Consider the following 20372-nt stretch of genomic DNA (forward strand, 5'->3'; position numbering starts at 1 on the left):
TGCCGCTCTACGACGTCGGCGCGCGCGTCGACGTCGACGATCAGGGCGCGCTCGCGGGCGTGCGCAAGCAGGGCGGCGTGTCGGCCGGCGCGCTGAAGCAGCTGTTCCGGCTCGTGCGCGACGTCGCGCGCCGCGCGCGCCGCGCCGACGTGATCTACGCGAACACCCAGCGCGCGATGGTGGTGGCCGCGCTGGCCGGGCGGCTCGCGCGCAAACCGGTGGTCTGGCATCTGCGCGACATCGTCAGCGACGCGCACTTCGGCCGCAAGCAGCTGCTCGCGATCAAGCATTGCGTGCGTTTCGGCGTGACGCGGGTGATCGCGAACTCCGATGCGTCCGCGCAGGCATTCCGCGCGCTGACCGGGTTCACGCCGCAGCACGTCGACGTCGTGTTCAACGGCATCTCGGCCGAGCCGTTCGACGCGCTGGCCGGCGTCAGCCAGGCCGTGCTGCGCGCACGCTTCGGCCTGCCCGAGCACGCGTGGCTGGTCGGCTCGTTCAGCCGGCTCGCGCGCTGGAAGGGCCAGCACGTGCTGCTGGAGGCGGCGGCGAGTCACCCCGACATGCATGTCGTGCTGGTCGGCGCGCCGCTGTTCGGCGAGGACGACTACGCGGCGCAGCTGCACGAATACGTCACGCGGCACGGGATGGACGAGCGCGTGCATTTCCTCGGGTTCCAGCGCGACGTGGCCGCCTGCATGAAGGCCGTCGACGTCGTCGCGCACACGTCGATCACGCCCGAGCCGTTCGGGCGCGTGATCGTCGAAGGGATGCTCGCGCGGCGGCCGGTCGTCGCGGCGCGCGCGGGCGGCGTGATCGAGATCATCGAGCACGACGACAACGGCCTGCTGTGTGAACCGGGCGCCGCGCATGCGCTGGGCGCCGCGCTGACGGCGCTGCAGACGGATCGCGCGCTGCGCGAGCGGCTGGTCGCGAGCGGCCACGTGACGGCGCTGCGCCGGTTCGGCACGAAGACCTACGTGGAGCGGGTCGAGAAGATCCTCGCGGATACCGCGCGCGCGGCGAAGAAGCGCTAGCGCGTCGTATGCGCGGGGCGGAAGTTTGGCCCCGGCTGCTGGCGGCATGGTGAAACGGCCCCCGCGCGGCAATGCGCTGCGCGGGGGCTTTGTTCGTGCCTGGCGAGGCTGGCGGGCCGTGCTGAAGGGGGAGGCTGAGGCGGTGCGCCTGGGGCGTGACAGCGGCCATTTGAAAGCCCAGGCATACCGATACGCCATGCGGGCGCTCAGTCGACGCCAGAGAGGCTGGCAAGCCGGCCGAAGGGCGTCGCCCCAGCAATCCGCTCACCCCTCGACAGCCACAATGCAAAAGCCCCCGCGCGGCGCGATGCGCCGCGCGGGGGCGTGCTCCCGGCCGGAACGGCCAGACTGCGGTCAGATTGCCCGTTCAGGCGTCGGTGTGACGACCCGCGTGCCGCGCGACGGCTTGAAGCTTGCCGACCACAGCATCGCCGGCCGCTCGACCAGCCGGTAGAACAGGTAAGCGACCGGAACCGCGAGCACGATGAACGCGAGCGACGGCCAGATCGACAGCTGCAGCTCGGAGTGGAACAGCACCGAGCAAAGGCAGACGAACAGCGGCAGGTGGATCAGATAAAGCGAGTAGCTGAAGTCGCCGAACCAGCCGAGCACGCGCAACGGCGCCGTCTGGCGCGGCGGGCGGGCGAGCGCGCGGTACAGGAAGCACGCGAAGCCGGCCGCCCACAGCTGGAACGCGCCGTACTGGCCGAAATGGAACGCGGCACAGCCGGCGCCGAGCAGCACGGCGGCCGCGGCGTACCAAGCACGCGACGGCGCGGCGGCCGATTGCGCCGATCGTGCCACCTGCGCCTGCTGCGCGCGCACGTCTGCGATCCACGCGCCGATCGCCCACGACAGCCAGTACGACGTGAAGAACTGCAGGTCGTGCCGCTCGAGCAGCCACGCGGACGCGACGTTGACGAGCGCGACGATCGCCAGCACGGCCGGCATGCCGATGCGCCGGCGCACGGCGAACAGCAGCGGATAGATCGCGTAGAACTGCACTTCGAGCGACAGTGTCCACAGCGCGCCGTTCGAGCCGTACGTATAGCCGGCGACGCCCTGCAGCGAGAACAGGTTCACGACGAACGGCACCAGGCCGATATCGCGGATCTTGTGGCTGACGGGCTCGATCTGCAGGCTGATCGAGTCGAGCGCGAGCGTGAACAGCAGCGCGGCGAGCAGCACCGGATAGATGCGCGCGAAACGGCGCGCCCAGAAGTTCGGCGCGTTGAGCCGGTACGCGGGATCGGCGGCGAGCTTGAGCGCCGCGTTGCGGTGAATGCAGTAGCCGCTGATCACGAAGAAGATCGGCACGCCGGCCGAACCCCATCCGAACGGAAAGGTCAGGTAGCCGACGATCACGCTCGGGTCGAGCGCGTGCCCGTAGGCGCGATGAAAGCTCTGCATCCCGACCCAGACGACCTGCCGGCAGTGGAAATAGGCAACGAGCAGCGCTGCGAAGCCGCGCATCGCGTCGATCACGTGCTCCTTGTGATCGGGGGCGGGCGGCGCATTCAATGTCGATCCGCTGAAAGCTTGCATGCGATTCGGTTCCTTGCGACGAATGGACGGATGATGCAATCGTAATCCGCAAGAATTACGTTCAATGAATAAAAAAATCGCCGCTGTGAAATAAAGGTATTTCGCGTGATGGTTTTATGCCGGCCAGATATCGGTTTCACGATGGGGCCAATTATTTGTCGATTTTTTTCTGATAGTTTGAAGCTCCAGTTGATTGATGCAAGGAGCGGCAAGATGGACATGCACTGGATCGCAAGCGCAGCGGTATTGCTGGTAATGGCCGTACTGTCGGCGTACCGCGACGCGTTGAAGAACGAGCCGATTCGACCGGGCTTCGAGCGGGGCGGCGTGCCCTATATCGAGGAATTCGAATCGTAAGATTTTGTATCCGGAAAATCGGTAAATTGTCGCTGGTCGGTGATTTGTACCGGCAATATCGACCGGTTTGGCGGCGATTATCCGTGAATTCGGATTGATAGGGCGATGGGGCCATATCGCAACGCGGTGACGAATGCATTTTCGACTCGTCACCGGATTACGCGGCACCGTCCGGAAAATTATCGTGTCGCGTCGTGAAATGGCGCGGCGCAATCAACGCAATCAGGAAGCGATCATGTTGAAAGTTACCAAGGCCGTGTTCCCCGTAGCCGGTCTCGGCACACGGTTCCTCCCGGCGACGAAGGCGAGCCCGAAAGAGATGCTGCCTGTCGTCGACAAGCCGCTGATCCAGTACGCGGTCGAGGAAGCGATCAACGCGGGCATCACCGAGATGATCTTCGTGACCGGCCGCAGCAAGCGCGCGATCGAAGACCACTTCGACAAGTCGTACGAGATCGAGGCGGAGCTCGAGGCACGCGGCAAGGAAAAGCTGCTCGAACTCGTGCGCGGCATCAAGCCGAGCCACGTCAACTGTTTCTACGTGCGTCAGCCAGAGGCGCTCGGCCTCGGCCACGCGGTGCTGTGCGCGGAAAAGCTCGTGCACGGCGAGCCGTTCGCGGTGATTCTCGCCGACGACCTGCTGCATGGCGAACAGCCGGTGCTCAAGCAGCTCGTCGACGTGTTCAACCACTATCACAGCTCGGTGATCGGCGTCGAAACGATCGCGCGCGAGGACAGCCGTTCATACGGCGTCATCGAGGGCCGCGAGTGGGAAGAGGACATCATCAAGCTGTCGGGCATCATCGAGAAGCCCGCGCCCGAGGATGCGCCGTCGAATCTTGGCGTGGTCGGCCGCTACGTGTTCATGCCGACGCTGTTCGATCACCTGCGCAAGATCAAGCCCGGTGCGGGCGGCGAGCTGCAGCTGACCGATGCGGTCCAGTCGCTGCTCGCGCATGAGCAGGTGCTCGCGTACCGCTACTTCGGCACGCGTTTCGATTGCGGCAGCAAGATCGGTTACCTGAAGGCGACCGTCGAGCTTGCGCTGCAGCATCCGGAAGTCAGCCGCGAGTTCGAGGCATATCTGCGCACCTGTCTGCCCGCGCTGGCTGCCGTCGCATAAGCTTTCTTCGCATCACGTTTCAGGTGGTGGTTGTTCCGTTGGCCCCGGTTCGCTTCGCGCGCCGGGGCATTTTTGTTGGCGGGTGCGCATTGCACGCACGTAGCACGCACGTAGCACGCATATGACACGCGGTCACGGGAGCGTCGTTGTGGCCGGCGCGACCGTCAGCGGGCCGGCTTGAGCGTGTCCGCGACGAATGCCGCGACCGCCTTCCGCGCATCGGCCGCAGCCTTCTCGTCGTAGCCGAGGGTCGCGCCACGTTCGACGCATGCGTCGGCATACGAGAACGGCAGTTTCGTGTCGGCGTTGATGAGCTGCCCGGGCGCGTTTTCGACGATCCGGCAGTTGCGCAGCGTCTGCGCTGCAGGCAGCGTCACGGGCGGATCGAACGCGCGTCCGTCGAACAGGTGCGCGGCGCCCGGATATTCGGTCATGCGAATGTCCTTGCCCGCGGCCTTCAGTCGCCCGACATACGCGCGGCACGGCGCAATCGGTGAGTAGTTGTCGCCGGTGCCGTAGAACACGCGTATCGGCTGTGCGATGACATCCTCATCGTCGCGATAGGTAAACGGGCAGCCGGGATAGAACGCGACATAGGCGGCGAAGCGGGCCGACGACGCGGCATGCATCCGCTGGACCCGTGCGAGGCTCGCGTACAGCGTACTGTGGCCGCCCCGGGAGAAGCCCATCAGCATCACGCGGCTGGCGTCGATTCGCGGATGCCGCGCCAGCACCGCGAGTGCGCGATACGCATCCTCGGTCTGCGCGAAACGCCCGAGCTGCGACTGGTCGTCGTTGACGTTGACGAGGCCGCGCGGCGTAAAGCTGTCGATCACGAAGGTCGCGACGCCCATCGCCAGGAGATTGCGCTCCCAGTCGATCACATAGCCGCCGATGCCGCCGGACCCGTGCAGCAGGATCACGAGCGGGAAGCGCTCGTTGCCGGCGCGAGGCAGGCGAAGTTCGCCGGCGATGGTTACGCGCGGGCCGTCTTCGTGGCCCGTGAGGAACGCTTCGTCGGACATCGTCAGCGACTCGAACGGGATCACTTCCATCCTTGCCTGCGCGTGGCCGGCATGCGGCAGCGCGGCGACGAGCACGCAGAGCAGGGCCGGCGCGACGCGGCGCAAACACGCGCAAAGGCTTTCAGGCGTAAGCATGGCGACGTCCTTGTTGACCGCGTAACGGCGAGCGTCCCGCTGCTGTTAGCGTAGTGCATCGCCTGCGGAGCGCAAGGCGACCGCAATTGGCTGCGACAGGACGCGATTGGCCGCAATCGGCAACCGACGGCCGGCCGTCGTCAGCGTGCCGACGATCGCTGCGGTGCCGAAAAATGCCGCGCGAGCAGTGCGGCGGCCGGCTTCTTGTAGTCGAGCAGCCGTCGTTCCAGATAACGCCAGGACAGATGCGCGAGCAGCACCGCGAGCCCGAACTGCAGTGTCTCGGGGATCACGTGCTGCATGAACTGCGGCAGCCGCGCGCGTGCGAAGAGCGCCGGCATTACGCCGAAATGCGCGGGGATCAGGTTGTGGAACAGGTAGAAGCCGTAGCTGACCGTGCCGAGGTACACGAGCGGTGCCCAATCGAGCAGCGCGACGGCGGGATGATCGGGCTCGGTGACGATCCACAGCAGCAGCGAGCCGAGCGACGCGGACAGCCCGAGATCGGCGAGCCCCTCGACGGCATCCGGCAGCGCGACGCATGCGGGCAGCGCGAGGAAGAATACGACGCCTGCCGCGCCGAGCCAGCCCGGCGGGATCCGGCGAGACACGCGCGGGCCGTGGTCGGCGAGCGCCATCGCGCCGATGCCGCCAAGCGCGATCAGCGCGAAATTCCACGGCGAGAACGCATAGATCAGCACCGGCGACGCATCGGCGAGATAGAGCGCGAGATGCGCGGCTGCGCACACGGCGACTGCCGCGATGCCGAGCGCGACGTGCCGCGACGCGGGCATCGCGAGCAGCGTGAGCGGCGCGATCAGGTAGAACTGCTGCTCGACGGCGAGGCTCCAGAAGTGCGACGTGGAGCCCGGCCAGCCGTCCTTGACGACGCCGATCCAGAGGTTCGACAGGAAGATTGCATGCCATGCCAGCCCTAGGTTCACGCCGCGCTGGTAGAACAGCGCATGCGCGATCGCGAGCGCCGCGAGCAGCAGGTAATAGACGGGGAAGATCCGCAGCGCGCGCTTCACGACGAACAGGCAGAACGCATGGCGGCGCGTCAGCGTCCCGTGTTCGATCGCCTGCCGGTTGCGGTGCAGCTCGCCGACGATCAGGAAACCGCTGATGAAGAAAAACGTCCACACGCCGAGCTTGCCGACGTCGATCGCGAGGACGTGGCCCTTGTGGGACAGGAAGACGAGGATGACCGCGATGGCTCGCAGGCCGTCGAGTCCTTTGACGTATCTGGCTTCGCGCATGAGGGCGTCCGGGCATTGAGCGGGCCCAGTATAGGCGCGCAAATATCGAACGTAATTCCGGATTCGACGCATACGTGAAGGCGTTTTTTGCAGTCCGGCGCACGGCGAAGTCTGCGGCGCGCAACAAAACCTGCGGAAAACCCCGGGAAAACGCATAAAAGTACTGCACGAAGCGTCACGGCGCTTGTAGAATCCGGCGTTGAAGCGTGCGCATTGCGCGTTTCGTGTATCCAACGACCACACCTGGTAGGAGAAACATGGCGACTTCCGCAAAAAAGGTGGCCACGAAGGCTGCCGCACCGGCCAAGAAAGTGGCTGCAAAAAAAGCAGCGCCCGCGAAGACAGCGCCCGCGAAGAAAGTAGTGGCCAAGAAGGCCGTCGTCGCTAAGGCACCCGCCGCTCCGACGCCGCTGAAGGACAAGTTCACGAAGGCTTCGCTCGCAGTGCACATCGCTGAGCGCGCAGCCGTTGAAGTGAAGGCGGTCAAGGCAGTGCTGGCTGCACTCGAGAACGTCGTGCTGGGCTCGGTTCACAAGAAGGGCGCAGGCGAGTTCACGCTGCCGGGTCTGCTGAAGATCACGGCGCAAGCCGTGCCGGCGAAGAAGAAGCGCTTCGGCAAGGATCCGTTCACGGGCGAAGAGCGTTGGTTCCCGGCGAAGCCGGCCAGCGTGCGCGTGAAGGCACGTGCGCTGAAGAAGCTGAAGGACGCAGCTGCGTAAGTGCGGCGCGACAGGCGCCGGCCGTGTGCCGGCGGCTGTGGCGGTGTCCGACGATCCCCGTGCGCGCAAACGCATGGGGATTTTTTCTTTGTGGCTTTCTTTGTCGCGCCAGACCGCCATAGTCTGTCATCCGAAATGCTGTGACGGTTCGGCGGTGCGGCACTGCGATGGAGCAGGCTCAGCCGTCCTGCGGTTCCGTTGGCGTGTCGAGGTTGAGCTGGTAGAACGCCGCATCCAGCCATCGGCCGAACTTGAAACCGACCTGCGTGAGCGTGCCGGCATGCGTGAATCCGAGCCGCGTGTGCAGCGCAATGCTGCCGGCATTGGTCGCGTCGATGCAGCCGACCAGCACGTGCACCTGCGCATCGTGCGCGCGGCGGATCAGCTCGCGCAGCAGGCGCTCGCCGAGTCCGCGGCCGCGCTGCGCGTGATGCACGTACACGCTGTGTTCCACCGTGTACTTGTACGCAGGGAACGCGCGGAACGTGCCCCAGCTCGCGAAGCCCAGCAAGCGGCCCGACGCGTCGACCGCGCCGACGACCGGAAAGCCACCCGCGCGCTTCGTCGCGAACCACGCGGCCATCGCCTCCGGAGGGCGGGGCACGTAGTCGTACAGCGCCGTCGAATTGACGATCGCGTCGTTCAGGATCTCGAGGATGGCCGCCGCATGCTCGGCCTCGCTGCAATCGATCAGGCGCACGTCGTCGTGCGGTTCGGAGGGGTTCATTCAGGCTCCTGTTGGCGGGAGGTAATGTCGCATGAGCGGCGGATTCGGCGCGGCAAGCCGTGGCGTGCGCGCCGTTCGTGATGATTCGTCAGGCACTCTTCGCGCCGCCCGCAGCGTGTCCGTCGCAAAGCGCGACGACGTAGCGCGCCGGACGTGACGCCGGATTGCTGAAGATCAGCGGCCGATCGAGCCGCATCGCCAGGCAGTCGCCTTCGCGAAGTTCATGGCGCTGATCGCCGAGCGTGACGTCGACGCGCCCGTCGATCACCCAGACCTGCTGATGCATCGCGGCCTCGCGTCCGCCCGTCTCGTATGCGACGCGTGCGCCGGGCGGGAAATTCACCTCGACGAGCTGGATCGGCGATGGCCAGCCGGGCGGCGACAGATTGCGGCGCACGTAGCCGGACTCCGGGTCGCGCCAGTGCGATTGCTGCGCGCGCCGCACGAGCGGCAGCGCGCAGACGCCTTCGCGCTCGCCATCGAACAGGCTCGCGAGCGTGACGCCGAGACCGGCGGCGAGCTTGTCGAGCACGACCGCCGTCGGGCTCGCGGCGCCGCGCTCGATCAGCGAGATCATCGACCGGCTGACGCCGCAGCGCGCGGCCAGCGCATCGAGCGTGTGGCCGCGCATCGCCCGCAATTCGCGTACGCGACGGGCAATGCGCTCGTTGACGTCGGTGTCGGCATCGGTACCCGTGGACACTGTGTGCTCCAGCATAATGAATTATGCGTCTAGTATAGTGGAAATTCGAGGCGCCAGAAACTTCGCGTGAATTGAGCCTGGCCGCGCTCGTCGCGCGGATCGCCCGCGGATCTGCGCGTCGTGTTGCCCTATGCGAATTGATGTCGGGCGCCTGACCTGGCGTTCCGGAAAATGCGTGCGAGCATCCGTTCGATCGCGGCGCGCCCGACCATCCGGTTCACGGTAGCCAGCGCAGCCGCCTGCGTGACGATGTGCAGCGTCAACCGACCGCGCGCATCGAACCACGGCATCCAAAGCGCGACGATGTCGCCATCGGCGACAAGCACGATGCCCGCTTCGGATCCCATCGACACCGTTTCGGCCCACGCGCTTGCGAGGACGGGTTCCGGCGCGTCGCCGATCACGCGTGCACCGTTCAGCGCGTCGAGCAAGGCCGCATGGTCCTGCGCGCCGATGGCCGCGCGCAACTGGTCGACGACGCGCCGCTGCCGCGCCGGATCGGCCGACTTCGGCGGGGCACCGGCGCGCGCGAGACGCGCTTTCGCGCGATGGACGATCTGCCGGCAATGGCCCTCCGGCTTGCCGATTGCCGCGCCGATCGTCGCGTAGTCGCAGTCGAACGCTTCGCGTAGCAGAAATGCCGCGCGTTCATCGGGCGAAAGCCGTTCGAGCAGCAGGATCAGTCCGTAGGACAGCTGTGCGCGGTCCAGCACGCGTGCTTCCGGGGACGGCACCAGCGCATCGATCCACGGGGCCGGCAGCGTGCCGCTCTGCCGTGCCAGGCGTTCCGTTCGCAGTGCCCGCAACCGGTCGATCGACAGCCGGGTGACGACCGTCGTCAGCCATGCGGCCGGCTGCCGGAGGCCGGCGGTGTCGGACGCGCACCATTTCAGCCACGCCTCCTGGACGACATCCTCGGCTTCCGCGTGACTGCCGAGCATGCGATACGCGAGAGACAGCAGACGCCCGCGCTGGACCTCGAAGATGTCGAGGGAATCGGGCGAGTGCCGATCGGTCCGGGGTTCAGCCATGCTGGGTGCTCCATTCAAGGTGGGCCGGCGCGGCGAGTCTGCCAGAACGCCGGGATTCACGCGCATGACGGGCGAGCATCGCAAAACGTGACAGCGGCCCGAAAAAATTTCCGTGTCACGCGGAGGCGCCCCCTGACGTCATAGGGAAGGCGCGCGACGCTGCCCGTTTGAGCGTTGTGCACGCCTTCCTCGTCATCATTTCGCCAAAGGACGCCGCCATGCCCATCCTCCATCGTCAACCGGGGCTGTCAAGCCTCGGGCTCGTGCCGACCGTCATCGAACAATCGGGGCGCGGCGAACGCGCATACGATATCTATTCCCGACTGTTGCGCGAGCGCATCGTATTCCTGACCGGCCCCGTCAACGAGCAATCGGCGAGCCTCGTGGTCGCGCAACTGCTGTTTCTCGAGTCGGAAAATCCCGACAAGGATATCTCGCTCTACATCAATTCGCCGGGCGGTGCGGTATACGACGGGCTCGCGATCTACGACACGATGCAGTTCATCAAGCCGGACGTATCGACGCTGTGCACGGGCTTCGCGGCCAGCATGGGGACGTTCCTGCTGGCTGCAGGCCGAAAGGGCAAGCGCTACGCGTTGCCGAACGCGCGAATCATGATCCATCAACCTTCGGGCGGCAGCCAGGGCACCGCGGCGGATATCGAGATTCAGGCGCGGGAAGTGTTGTACCAGCGTGAAAGGCTCAACGCGATACTGGCGGACTGCACCGGGCAGAGCGTGGCGCAGATCGAGAGCGATACCGACCGCGACAACTTCATGTCGGCGGATGACGCGAAGCGCTATGGGCTGGTCGACGATGTGCTGACGGAGCGTGTGATGGCCTGACGCACGGCGCTAAGGCGCCAGACGCGCGGCACTATCGACTGTCCGGGCGCCGACACGTGAAGCGGTGCCCGACGTTCGCCCGCGATGAAACAAAAAAAAACCAGCCACGGCCGAAACCGATGACTGGCTTTCCAGTTCGGCGCGATGGCGTCGCGAGACGCCATGCACGCCGGGTACGTCGTTTTTAGAACTTGTGGCGGATGCCGAGTGCAACCAGCTCTTGCGAGCTCTTGCCGGCGTAGCCGTACGAACCGATCGACGCTTGCGCGGATTGCGTCGTCGTGGCGTTGACGCGTTGCGTGCCGCTCGCGTGCTGGTAGCCGCCGATCAGGTAGACGTCCGTGCGCTTCGACAGCGAGTAGTCCGCGCCCAGCGAAACCTGGTGGTACTTCGCGTCCGTGTCGCCGCTTGCCTTCGTGTAGGCGTAGCCGACACCCAGCAGCAGCGCCGGCGATGCCTGGTAGTTCGCGAATGCGCGGCCGGTGTTGAACTTCTGGGTCGTACCGAATGCCGACAGGCTGTCAGCCTTGTACTGCGAGTTGCTGTAGCCGAGGCCGAACGTCACCGGGCCGATCGCGTACTGGCCAGCGACTTGCGCGATGTTGATCGCCTTCGCCGTTGCGTAAGCACCGACGATCGGGTTGTTCGACACGTCGAGGCCGGTAGCCGTCGGGCTCGTCCAGCCGCCCACGCCCTGTGCGTTGACCGAGCGGTCGTTGCCGTTCTGCACGCGCAGGAAGCCGGCAGCGATGCCGATCGGACCGTTGTTGTACGCAGCCGCGGCACTCCACGTCTGGCCCTGGCCCGGGTGGCCTGCCACGCCGCCCAGCGCGTACATGCCTTCGACCTGGAAGCCAGCGAAGACCGGCGACACATACTTGACCGCGTTGCTGACGCGGATGCTGTTGTCGTTGTTGTCGACGTCACCCGGCGTTGCCATGATGCTGCCGAAGTAGTTGTCGCCCGTCACGGCCTGAACCATGTCGACGGTCGGGTCGTATTGGCGACCCAACGTCAGCGTACCGTACTGAGCGTGGTCGAGACCGACGTACGACTGACGGCCGAACATGCGACCGCCCTGGTTCAGCTTGCCCGTGCCCGGATCAAAGCCGTTTTCCAACTGGAAGATCGCCTTCAGGCCACCGCCCAGGTCTTCAGCACCCTTCAGGCCCCAGCGGCTGCCCTGCAGGTTGCCCGACAGCATTTGCCACGAGTTGATGGCCTGACCGTTGTTGCCGTGCACGAATGCGATCGACGTATCGATCACGCCGTACAGCGTCACGCTGGTTTGAGCTTGAGCTGCACCAGCCGCGCCCAGCAGTGCGAGCGAGAGGGTAGACAGTGCGAGTTTCTTCATCGTTGAGTTTCTCCACGCAGTGATTCGTGATTCGTTATCGTTGTTGCGGATTGGAGAATAGCGCAGTGCCATACACGCAAGAAAGCTCAAAAAATAAAGTGTCTCGAAAACATCACAGCGTTGAAAAAGCCATATAGATCAAGCACATCAACGAATATTCCTGTTTTTGAAATAGTTGACAATTGTTGCATTGCGATTGTTGTGGGGTCTGACATCCTGCGCGCGACGCAGGCGGATTCCGCGCCGCAGGGCCTGGAATCTGGCGATTGCAAACGTTTGCGGACGCGCGGGCGGGCGCGATGGGTGTAAACGCGAGGTCCCGCGTGCCGCAAATTCACGGTAGGGCGGCCGGAACGATGTGGTTGCGGAAACATTCTGGCTCGCGTAGGCGGATTGGTATGCGGATTGCGCTCGGCCGGGAGCGTGCCAGCCGTGCCGGTTGCGCATGTCGTACGTCTTGCGCGCATGCGTTCATGCAGGATGCGTGCGCAATCATGCGCCGCCGTCGGCCGCGTGCGAATGCGCGGCGCCGCGCGCCGCCGCGAATTCCGCGCCGAGCAGCAGCACGGCGGCCGAGAAGTACAGCCACATCAGCAGGACCGCGAACGATCCGGCCGCGCCGAATGCGCTCGCGGTGCCCGCGTGCGCGAGGTACAGCGCGAACAGCTTCTTGCCGGCGGAGAACAGGATCGCGGACACGCTGCCGCCGATCGCCGCGTCGCGCCACGCGACGCGCGCATCCGGCAGGAACTTCATCAGCGCGGCGAACGCGCCCGCGAGAACCGCGATGCCGACGACGAACTGCAGCACGTTGGTGATCGCGATATACGGCGAGTTGCCCCACAGCCACGTGCCGACGAACGTGATCGCGGTGTCGAGCACGAGCGACACGATCAGCAGGAACGCGACGCCGAGCACGAGCCCGAACGAGACCAGGCGTACGCGCACGAGGCCGAGCACGCTCGACCAGCGGCTCCCGGTTGCCGGCCAGATCACGCTGAGCGCGGTGTTGAGCGACGAGAACGTCGCCGATGCGCCGATCACGAGCGCGGCGAACGAGATCAGCGCCGCGACGCCGCCGCGGTCGCCGCTGCGGTGCGCGTTCTGCACGATGGTTTGCACGCTCACCGCGGCATCGTTGCCGATCAGCTGGTGTGCCTGCTCGAACACCTGGCCGCGCGCGGCGTCGTCGCCGTAGAACCAGCCGGCCACCGCGATCACCATCACGAGCATCGGCGCGAGCGAGAACGCGGAAAAGAACGCGATGCTCGCGGCCATCGCCGAGCAGCGGTCGGATGAAAAGCGCCTGAATGCGGTCAGCGCCCAGTGGGCCTGTCGTCTGGCGAGACGTGTTGCTTCCTGAACGGGAATCGGTGGTTTCATGGCGTGTTGAGCTGCGACGCAGGAAGCCGGCAATCGCTGGAAATCGGATAATTCAGTATTGATGTGAAGAATTAAGCATAGTTGCACGAACTGTCTATAATTCCTTTCAATTCCCCCCACGATAATGCCGAGACCGCCATGCTACAAATGTCCCGGCGCCAGTTCCTGAAAGTGACGGCCACGTCGCTTGCCGGATCGAGTCTGGCCCTGCTGGGCTTCTCGCCATCCGAAGCGCTCGCCGAGGTCCGTCAATACAAGCTGGCGCGTACCGTCGAAACGCGCAACACCTGTCCATATTGCTCCGTCGGCTGCGGCATCCTGATGTACAGCCTCGGCGACGGCGCGAAGAACGCGCAGCGCAGCATCATCCATATCGAAGGCGATCCCGACCACCCCGTCAACCGCGGCACGCTGTGCCCGAAGGGCGCGAGCCTGATCGACTTCATCCACAGCCCGAGCCGCCTCACGCATCCGGAGTATCGTGCGCCGGGTTCGGACAAGTGGGAGCCCATCTCGTGGAACGACGCGCTCGACCGGATCGCGAAGCTGATGAAGGCCGACCGCGACGCGAATTTCGTCGAGACGGCCGACGACGGTGCGAAGGTCAACCGGTGGCTGACCACCGGCATGCTGGCCGCGTCGGCGGGCAGCAACGAGGTCGGCTACCTGACGCACAAGACCGTCCGCAGCATGGGGATGCTCGCGTTCGACAACCAGGCGCGTGTCTGACATGGCCCGACGGTGGCAGGTCTTGCCCCGACGTTTGGCCGTGGAGCGATGACGAACCATTGGGTCGACATCAAGAACGCGGACGTGATTCTCGTGATGGGCGGCAATGCAGCCGAGGCCCATCCGTGCGGTTTCAAGTGGGTGACGGAAGCGAAGGCGCACCGCAAGGCGCGCCTCGTCGTCGTCGACCCGCGCTTCACGCGCACCGCGTCGGTCGCGGACTACTACGCGCCGATCCGCACCGGCACCGACATCGCGTTCCTGGGCGGTGTGATCAACTACCTGCTGACGAACGACAAGATCCAGCATGACTACGTGAAGAACTACACGGACTTCACGTTCATCGTGCGCGAGGATTATGCGTTCGACGACGGCATCTATTCCGGCTACGACGCGGACAAGCACGCGTATCCGGACAAGTCGAGCTGGGACTACGAGCGCGGCGAAGACGGCTTCGTGAAGGTCGACCCGACGCTCGCGCATCCACGCTGCGTGTACAACCTGCTGAAGACGCACTATGCGCGCTATACGCCCGAGATGGTCGAGCAGGTGTGTGGCACACCGAAGGACAAGTTCCTGAAGGTCTGCGACATGCTCGCATCGACGGCCGTGCCGGGCCGCGCGGGCACGATCCTGTACGCGCTCGGCTGGACCCACCACTCGATCGGCGCGCAGATGATCCGCACCGGCGCGATGGTGCAGCTGCTGCTCGGCAATATCGGCATCGCGGGCGGCGGGATGAACGCGCTGCGCGGCCACTCGAACATCCAGGGGCTCACCGACCTCGGGCTGATGTCGAACCTGCTTCCCGGCTACATGACGCTGCCGATACAGTCCGAGCAGGATTTCGACGCGTACATCAAGACACGCACGCAACTGCCGCTGCGGCCGAACCAGCTCAGCTACTGGAAGAACTACCGCGCGTTCCACGTCAGCTTCATGAAGTCGTGGTGGGGCGACGCGGCGACGGCCGCGAACAACTGGGGCTACGACTACCTGCCCAAGCTCGACAAGCAGTACGACCTGCTGCAGACGATCGAGCTGATGCACCAGGGCAAGATGAACGGCTACCTGTGCCAGGGCTTCAACCCGCTCGCGGCGACGCCGTCGAAGGCGAAGACGTCCGAAGCGCTCGCGAAGCTGAAGTGGCTCGTGATCATGGATCCGCTCGCGACCGAGACGTCCGAGTTCTGGAAGAACCACGGCGAGTTCAACGACGTCGATGCGTCGAAGATCCAGACCGAGGTGTTCCGGTTGCCGACCACGTGCTTCGCGGAGGAGCGCGGCTCGCTCGTCAACTCCGGCCGCGTGCTGCAGTGGCACTGGCAGGGTGCGGAGCCGCCGGGCGAAGCAAGGAGCGACCTCGAGATCATGTCGGGGCTGTTCCTGCGGATGCGCGACGCTTACCAGAAGGACGGCGGCAAGTATCCCGATCCGATCGTCAACCTGACCTGGCCGTACGCGAACCCGGACAGCCCGACGCCCGAAGAGCTCGCGATGGAGTACAACGGCCGTGCGCTCGCCGATCTGCCCGATCCGAAGGATCCCGCGAAACCGCTCGTGAAGAAGGGCGAGCAACTCGCGGGCTTCGCGCAGCTGAAGGACGACGGCTCGACCGCGAGCGGCTGCTGGATCTTCTGCGGCGCATGGACGCAGGCCGGCAACCAGATGGGGCGGCGCGACAACGCGGATCCGACCGGCATCGGCCAGACGCTCGGCTGGGCCTGGGCGTGGCCTGCGAACCGGCGGATCCTGTACAACCGCGCATCGTGCGATCCGTCCGGCAAGCCGTTCGACCCGACCCGCAAGCTGGTTGCGTGGAACGGCAGCGCATGGACCGGCGCCGACGTGCCGGACTTCAAGGCGGATGAGCCGCCCGAGAACGGGATGGGCCCGTTCATCATGAACCCGGAGGGCGTCGCCCGTTTCTTCGCGCGCGCCGGGATGAACGAGGGCCCGTTCCCCGAGCACTACGAACCGTTTGAAACGCCGCTCGCCGCGAACCCGTTCCATCCGAACAATCCGCGGGCGCTGAACAACCCGGCCGCGCGCGTGTTCCCGGACGACCGGGCGGCGTTCGGCAAGGTCGAGCAGTTCCCGCACGTCGCGACGACCTACCGGCTGACCGAGCATTTTCACTACTGGACCAAGCACGCGCGCCTGAACTCGATCATCCAGCCGCAGCAATTCGTCGAGATCGGCGAGGAGCTCGCGAAGGAGGTCGGCGTCGTGCACGGCGACCGCGTGAAGGTGTCGTCCAACCGCGGACACATCGTCGCGGTAGCGCTCGTCACGAAGCGGATCAAGCCGCTGAAGGTCGACGGCAAGACGGTGCAGACAGTCGGCATTCCGTTGCATTGGGGCTTCAAGGGCTTGACGAAGCCCGGCTATCTCGCGAACACGCTGACTCCGTCCGTGGGCGACGGCAACTCGTACACGCCGGAATTCAAGTCGTTCCTGGTGAAGGTCGAAAAGGCGTAAGGGGGCAGAGATGGCATTGCAATCGCTGGATATCAGGCGCGTCTCGGCCACCACCACGCCACCGCCCACCGCGCGCACGCCGGTGACGGGCAGCGTCGCGAAGCTGATCGACGTGTCGAAGTGCATCGGCTGCAAGGCGTGCCAGACCGCATGCATGGAGTGGAACGACCTGCGCGACGAGATCGGCACGAACGTCGGCGTATACGACAACCCGGCCGATCTGTCCGAGCATTCGTGGACGGTGATGCGTTTCTCCGAATACGAGAACCCGGACGGCAATCTCGAATGGCTGATCCGCAAGGACGGCTGCATGCACTGCGAGGATCCGGGTTGCCTGAAGGCGTGTCCGGCGCCCGGCGCGATCGTGCAGTACAACAACGGGATCGTCGATTTCCACGAGGAAAACTGCATCGGCTGCGGCTACTGCGTGACCGGCTGCCCGTTCAACATCCCGCGGATCTCGAAGACGGATCATCGCGCATACAAGTGCACGCTCTGCTCCGACCGCGTGGCGGTCGGCCAGGAGCCGGCCTGCGTGAAGACCTGCCCGACGGGCGCGATCGTGTTCGGCACGAAGGAGGACATGAAGCAGCACGCGGCCGAGCGGATCGAGGACCTGAAGGAGCGCGGCTTCGAGCATGCGGGGCTGTACGATCCGCAGGGCGTCGGCGGCACGCACGTGATGTACGTGCTGCACCACGCGGACAAGCCGTCGCTGTACCACGGGCTGCCGGACAACCCGTCGATCAGCCCGATGGTGCAGCTGTGGAAGGGCATCGCGAAGCCGCTGGCGGTCGCGGGCATTGCGCTGACGGCGCTCGCGGGCTTCTTCCACTACATGCGGGTCGGCCCGAACGAAGTGAGCGACGACGACGAAGCCGCCGCCCGCGACGAAGCGCGACGCATCAAGGAGGACGCGAAATGAAGCACGACGACCCCAACCTGATCGTCCGCTATACGGCGAACGAGCGGACGAACCACTGGATCACCGCGATCTCGTTCGTACTGCTCGCGCTGTCCGGGCTCGCGCTGTTCCACCCGTCGATGTTCTGGCTGACCGCGCTGTTCGGCGGCGGCCAGTGGACGCGGATCCTGCATCCGTTCGTCGGTCTCGTGATGTTCGTGTCGTTCGCGGTGATGGCGGTGCGCTACTGGCACCACAACCTGCTCGACGCGGACGATCGCCAGTGGTTGCGCCAGATCGACGACGTGCTCGCGAACCGCGAGGACAAGCTGCCGCAGGTCGGACGCTATAACGCGGGACAGAAACTGCTATTCTTCGCGATGGTGGCATGCCTCGCGCTGTTGCTGCTGTCGGGCATCGTCATCTGGCGACGGTATTTCTCGTACTACTTCCCGATCGGGGTGATCCGGGTCGCGGCAGTCGTTCACGCCGTCGCGGCGTTCGTGCTGATTGTCGGCATCGTCACGCATATCTATGCGGCGCTGTGGATCAAGGGCTCGATCCGGGCGATGGTGCGCGGCACGGTGACCCTCGGCTGGGCGCGCAAGCACCACCCGAAATGGTTCCGTGAGAGCGTGAAGTAGCGCACCAGAACGGGGCGGCACGCCGGTTGTGGCGCTGCTCCGTCAGTCGTCGGAATCGCCAGAAGCGCCGATACGTCGGCGCTTGTTTTTTTGGAAGACATACTCGTGACACAACGCATTCTCGAACCGAATGACATCGCGGCGCTTGATCATTCGGCGATCCCGCGCTTCCGCCTGCCGGAGCGCGCAACGGTTTTCTCGGCGCGCGCCGCGCGCCTGCGCCAGCTCGCCGACCTGAACCCGATCGGCGGCTACCTGCGGCTGATGGCGGTCGTCGTCGACGCGCAGCACGCGCTGCTGCAGGCGTGCACCGCGCAGATGCCGTCGAAGGACGCGATCGCGCGCGCGCAGCAGCATTCGATGCCGCTCGTGCCGGCGCTGTCCGGCGAACGCGACCCGCAATGGCGCGACGTGTTGCACGACCTGCTCGACTGCGTCGAGCGCGCGGGGCTCGTGAATCCGTCGCTCGCGAAGCTGCTCGACCGGATGCGCCTGATGGCACCCGCCGAACTCGACGTGCAGGCCGACGCGATCGTCGCGCTGCGCTTCGCGGAGATCGACCCGGCCATCGCGCCGTTCCTGATGGCGGCGCTGCAGGTCGTCTGGACCGACCTCGCGAGCCGCACGTCGCCGGCCGACGTGCCGTTCCTCGACCAGCCGGGGCTGTGCCCGGTGTGCGGCACGCATCCGGTCGCAAGCGTCGTGCGTGTCGGCGGCGCGTTCCAGGGCTACCGCTTCCTGCAGTGCGGGCTGTGCACGACCGAGTGGCACATGGTGCGCACCAAGTGCTCGAACTGCGATTCGACGAAGGGCATCGCGTACCATGGCATCGAGGGCGGCAGCGAAGCCGTGAAGGCCGAATCGTGTGACGAATGCAAGACGTACCGCAAGATCGGCTACCAGGAAAAGGACTACGATTTCGAGCCGCTTGCGGACGATCTCGCGAGCCTCACGCTCGACCTGCTGATGAACGAGGCCGGCTATCGGCGCAGTTCGCCGAACCCGCTGCTGTGGCCGGATGTATCGCGGGAAGGATGACGGTTTTGCGCGGGACAGGAGACCACCACCGGTGACCGAACCAGGTCTGAACGAATTGAACGCGGTACTCGCGCGCGTACCGTCGGTCGAGCGCGTGCTGTCGTCGGCACCGCTGCAGCCGGTGCTCGACGAGTACGGCCGCACGCGCGTGCTGAACGCCGTGCGCGCGGAACTGGAGCGCTGGCGGACGGCCGCGCAGCGTGATCCGGCGGCGGCCGAGCCGCTCGACGAAGCGTGCATCGCCGCGGCCGTCGCCCGGACGCTCGCCGCACAGAGCGCCAGCGCGATGCGTGCCGTCTTCAACCTGACGGGGACGGTGCTGCACACCAACCTCGGGCGCGCGCTGCTGCCCGACGATGCCGTGCGCGCGGTAGTCACGGCGCTCACGCAGCCGGTGAATCTCGAATTCGACCTGGCGGCGGGCCGACGCGGCGACCGCGACGATCTCGTCGACGCGTTGCTCTGCGAATTGACGGGCGCCGACGCCGCGACCGTCGTCAACAACAACGCGGCAGCGGTGCTGCTGACGCTGTCGGCGCTCGCGTCGCGGCGCGAGGTGATCGTGTCGCGCGGCGAGTTGGTCGAGATCGGCGGCGCGTTCAGGATTCCCGACATCATGAGCCGGGCCGGTGCGCGTTTGCGCGAAGTCGGCACGACCAACCGCACCCATCTGGAAGACTACGCGGACGCGATCGGCCCGCGCACCGCGCTGCTGATGAAGGTGCACTGCAGCAACTACGCAATCAGCGGCTTCACGAAGGAGGTGACGCTGCCGGAACTCGCGCCGCTCGCGCGTGAACGCGGGCTGCCGGTTGCCGTCGATCTCGGCAGTGGCGCACTTGCCGATCTCGCGCAATGGGGGCTGCCGCATGAGACGACCGTGCGCGAAACGGTGGCCGGCGGTGCAAACGTTGTCACGTTTAGCGGCGACAAGCTGCTCGGCGGGCCGCAGGCCGGCCTGATCGTCGGCGACCGCGCGCTGATCGCGACCATCAAGAAGCACCCGCTGAAGCGCGCGCTACGTGTCGGCAAGCTGACGCTCGCCGCGCTCGAACCCGTGCTGCGCCTGTACCAGGCGCCGGAATTCCTGCGCGAACGGCTGACGACGCTGCGCCTGCTGACGCGCGCGCAACGCGAGATCGCGGACACGGCCGCGCGCGTGGGCCCGGCGCTGCAGGCCGCGATCGGCAGCGGCTACACGGTGAGCGTCGAGCCGATGTTCAGCCAGATCGGCAGCGGTGCATTGCCGGTCGACCAGCTGCCGAGCGCCGGGCTCGTCGTACGCACGCCGGACGGCAAGCGCGGCGGCCGCGCGCTCGCGCAGCTCGAG

The 20372-nt window shown here is 65.9% G+C and carries 18 protein-coding genes; 10 read left to right on the forward strand and 8 right to left on the reverse strand.

The features are described 5' to 3' along the window. Positions 1–1037 (forward strand): glycosyltransferase family 4 protein (locus G3N94_RS30175; protein WP_205796604.1); only part of this gene is annotated, 1037 nt, incomplete at its 5' end. Positions 1038–1391: 354 nt separating this feature from the next. Here the strand turns inward: G3N94_RS30175 and G3N94_RS30180 are convergent. After that, the gene (locus G3N94_RS30180) at positions 1392–2582 is read right to left on the reverse strand and encodes an acyltransferase (protein WP_205796606.1); all 1191 of its coding nucleotides are present in this window, start codon (positions 2580–2582) and stop codon (positions 1392–1394) included. A 213-nt stretch (positions 2583–2795) separates the two neighbouring features. On the opposite strand from G3N94_RS30180, the gene G3N94_RS30185 reads away from it, so the two are divergent. Beyond that, a complete protein-coding gene (locus G3N94_RS30185; RefSeq protein ID WP_185732181.1) occupies positions 2796–2939 on the forward strand; it encodes a hypothetical protein in 144 nt (47 codons plus the stop codon). A gap of 235 nt (positions 2940–3174) precedes the next feature. Further along, entirely contained in the window at positions 3175–4062 is an 888-nt protein-coding gene (gene galU / locus G3N94_RS30190) for a UTP--glucose-1-phosphate uridylyltransferase GalU (RefSeq protein ID WP_205796609.1), read from the forward strand. 164 nt (positions 4063–4226) lie between these two features. Here the strand turns inward: galU and G3N94_RS30195 are convergent, their stop codons facing one another. Together G3N94_RS30195 and G3N94_RS30200 are read right to left on the reverse strand one after the other, a co-directional pair. Next, the gene (locus tag G3N94_RS30195; protein WP_205796611.1) at positions 4227–5222 is read right to left on the reverse strand and encodes a dienelactone hydrolase family protein; all 996 of its coding nucleotides are present in this window, start codon (positions 5220–5222) and stop codon (positions 4227–4229) included. 140 nt (positions 5223–5362) lie between these two features. Then, positions 5363–6481 (reverse strand): acyltransferase, encoded by a 1119-nt coding sequence (locus tag G3N94_RS30200; protein ID WP_205796614.1) that lies wholly within the window; start codon positions 6479–6481, stop codon positions 5363–5365. Positions 6482–6738: 257 nt separating this feature from the next. Between G3N94_RS30200 and G3N94_RS30205 the strand changes: the two genes are divergently transcribed. After that, positions 6739–7200: an HU family DNA-binding protein gene (locus G3N94_RS30205; protein ID WP_205796616.1), complete on the forward strand. Its 462-nt coding sequence runs from the start codon at positions 6739–6741 to the stop codon at positions 7198–7200. 178 nt (positions 7201–7378) lie between these two features. Here the strand turns inward: G3N94_RS30205 and G3N94_RS30210 are convergent, their stop codons facing one another. The 3 genes from G3N94_RS30210 to G3N94_RS30220 all read right to left on the reverse strand — a co-directional run bounded on the left by G3N94_RS30210 (position 7379) and on the right by G3N94_RS30220 (position 9661). Further along, positions 7379–7927, reverse strand: coding sequence for a GNAT family N-acetyltransferase (locus G3N94_RS30210; protein WP_205796618.1), 549 nt, complete (start codon positions 7925–7927; stop codon positions 7379–7381). Between the two features lie 88 nt (positions 7928–8015). Then, positions 8016–8645 carry an XRE family transcriptional regulator gene (locus G3N94_RS30215; protein ID WP_205796621.1) on the reverse strand — a complete coding sequence of 210 codons (630 nt, stop codon included), beginning with the start codon at positions 8643–8645 and terminating at the stop codon, positions 8016–8018. Positions 8646–8758: 113 nt separating this feature from the next. Next, the gene (locus G3N94_RS30220) at positions 8759–9661 is read right to left on the reverse strand and encodes a sigma-70 family RNA polymerase sigma factor (RefSeq protein ID WP_205796623.1); all 903 of its coding nucleotides are present in this window, start codon (positions 9659–9661) and stop codon (positions 8759–8761) included. Positions 9662–9879: 218 nt separating this feature from the next. Here G3N94_RS30220 and clpP point away from each other — a divergent pair, with 218 nt between their 5' ends. After that, complete coding sequence (gene clpP / locus G3N94_RS30225) at positions 9880–10506, forward strand: ATP-dependent Clp endopeptidase proteolytic subunit ClpP (protein WP_205796625.1); 627 nt, start codon at positions 9880–9882, stop codon at positions 10504–10506. 184 nt (positions 10507–10690) lie between these two features. On the opposite strand, the gene G3N94_RS30230 is transcribed toward clpP, so the two are convergent. Together G3N94_RS30230 and G3N94_RS30235 are read right to left on the reverse strand one after the other, a co-directional pair. Beyond that, positions 10691–11863, reverse strand: a complete 1173-nt coding sequence (locus G3N94_RS30230) for a porin (protein ID WP_205796627.1) — start codon at positions 11861–11863, stop codon at positions 10691–10693. Between the two features lie 492 nt (positions 11864–12355). Further along, positions 12356–13246, reverse strand: a complete 891-nt coding sequence (locus tag G3N94_RS30235) for a YihY/virulence factor BrkB family protein (protein WP_205796629.1) — start codon at positions 13244–13246, stop codon at positions 12356–12358. Positions 13247–13384: 138 nt separating this feature from the next. On the opposite strand from G3N94_RS30235, the gene fdnG reads away from it, so the two are divergent. From fdnG to selA, 5 genes are all read left to right on the forward strand, one after another. Beyond that, positions 13385–16456: a formate dehydrogenase-N subunit alpha gene (fdnG, locus tag G3N94_RS30240; RefSeq protein WP_205796631.1), complete on the forward strand. Its 3072-nt coding sequence runs from the start codon at positions 13385–13387 to the stop codon at positions 16454–16456. A gap of 10 nt (positions 16457–16466) precedes the next feature. Beyond that, positions 16467–17381 carry a formate dehydrogenase subunit beta gene (gene fdxH / locus G3N94_RS30245; protein ID WP_205796633.1) on the forward strand — a complete coding sequence of 305 codons (915 nt, stop codon included), beginning with the start codon at positions 16467–16469 and terminating at the stop codon, positions 17379–17381. After that, the gene (locus G3N94_RS30250) at positions 17378–18004 is read left to right on the forward strand and encodes a formate dehydrogenase subunit gamma (protein ID WP_205796635.1); all 627 of its coding nucleotides are present in this window, start codon (positions 17378–17380) and stop codon (positions 18002–18004) included. The genes fdxH and G3N94_RS30250 overlap by 4 nt, the downstream gene beginning before the upstream one ends. 105 nt (positions 18005–18109) lie before the next feature. After that, positions 18110–19042 carry a formate dehydrogenase accessory protein FdhE gene (gene fdhE, locus G3N94_RS30255; protein ID WP_205796637.1) on the forward strand — a complete coding sequence of 311 codons (933 nt, stop codon included), beginning with the start codon at positions 18110–18112 and terminating at the stop codon, positions 19040–19042. Between the two features lie 31 nt (positions 19043–19073). Next, a partial coding sequence (gene selA / locus G3N94_RS30260; RefSeq protein WP_205796640.1) for an L-seryl-tRNA(Sec) selenium transferase occupies positions 19074–20372 on the forward strand: 1299 nt, incomplete at its 3' end.

This window comes from Burkholderia sp. Ac-20353, from assembly GCF_017104785.1.
Taxonomy (GTDB): domain Bacteria; phylum Pseudomonadota; class Gammaproteobacteria; order Burkholderiales; family Burkholderiaceae; genus Burkholderia.

What these genes read in the sequence shown, in the direction of transcription:
- G3N94_RS30180 (WP_205796606.1), bottom strand. Translation starts at nt 2,582, where the DNA reads ATGCAAGCTTTCAGCGGATCGACATTGAATGCGCCGCCCGCCCCCGAT.
- fdxH (WP_205796633.1), top strand. Translation starts at nt 16,467, where the DNA reads ATGGCATTGCAATCGCTGGATATCAGGCGCGTCTCGGCCACCACCACG.
- G3N94_RS30230 (WP_205796627.1), bottom strand. Translation starts at nt 11,863, where the DNA reads ATGAAGAAACTCGCACTGTCTACCCTCTCGCTCGCACTGCTGGGCGCG.
- G3N94_RS30220 (WP_205796623.1), bottom strand. Translation starts at nt 9,661, where the DNA reads ATGGCTGAACCCCGGACCGATCGGCACTCGCCCGATTCCCTCGACATC.
- clpP (WP_205796625.1), top strand. Translation starts at nt 9,880, where the DNA reads ATGCCCATCCTCCATCGTCAACCGGGGCTGTCAAGCCTCGGGCTCGTG.
- galU (WP_205796609.1), top strand. Translation starts at nt 3,175, where the DNA reads ATGTTGAAAGTTACCAAGGCCGTGTTCCCCGTAGCCGGTCTCGGCACA.
- G3N94_RS30235 (WP_205796629.1), bottom strand. Translation starts at nt 13,246, where the DNA reads ATGAAACCACCGATTCCCGTTCAGGAAGCAACACGTCTCGCCAGACGA.
- G3N94_RS30215 (WP_205796621.1), bottom strand. Translation starts at nt 8,645, where the DNA reads ATGCTGGAGCACACAGTGTCCACGGGTACCGATGCCGACACCGACGTC.
- G3N94_RS30205 (WP_205796616.1), top strand. Translation starts at nt 6,739, where the DNA reads ATGGCGACTTCCGCAAAAAAGGTGGCCACGAAGGCTGCCGCACCGGCC.
- G3N94_RS30210 (WP_205796618.1), bottom strand. Translation starts at nt 7,927, where the DNA reads ATGAACCCCTCCGAACCGCACGACGACGTGCGCCTGATCGATTGCAGC.
- G3N94_RS30195 (WP_205796611.1), bottom strand. Translation starts at nt 5,222, where the DNA reads ATGCTTACGCCTGAAAGCCTTTGCGCGTGTTTGCGCCGCGTCGCGCCG.
- G3N94_RS30185 (WP_185732181.1), top strand. Translation starts at nt 2,796, where the DNA reads ATGGACATGCACTGGATCGCAAGCGCAGCGGTATTGCTGGTAATGGCC.
- G3N94_RS30250 (WP_205796635.1), top strand. Translation starts at nt 17,378, where the DNA reads ATGAAGCACGACGACCCCAACCTGATCGTCCGCTATACGGCGAACGAG.
- G3N94_RS30200 (WP_205796614.1), bottom strand. Translation starts at nt 6,481, where the DNA reads ATGCGCGAAGCCAGATACGTCAAAGGACTCGACGGCCTGCGAGCCATC.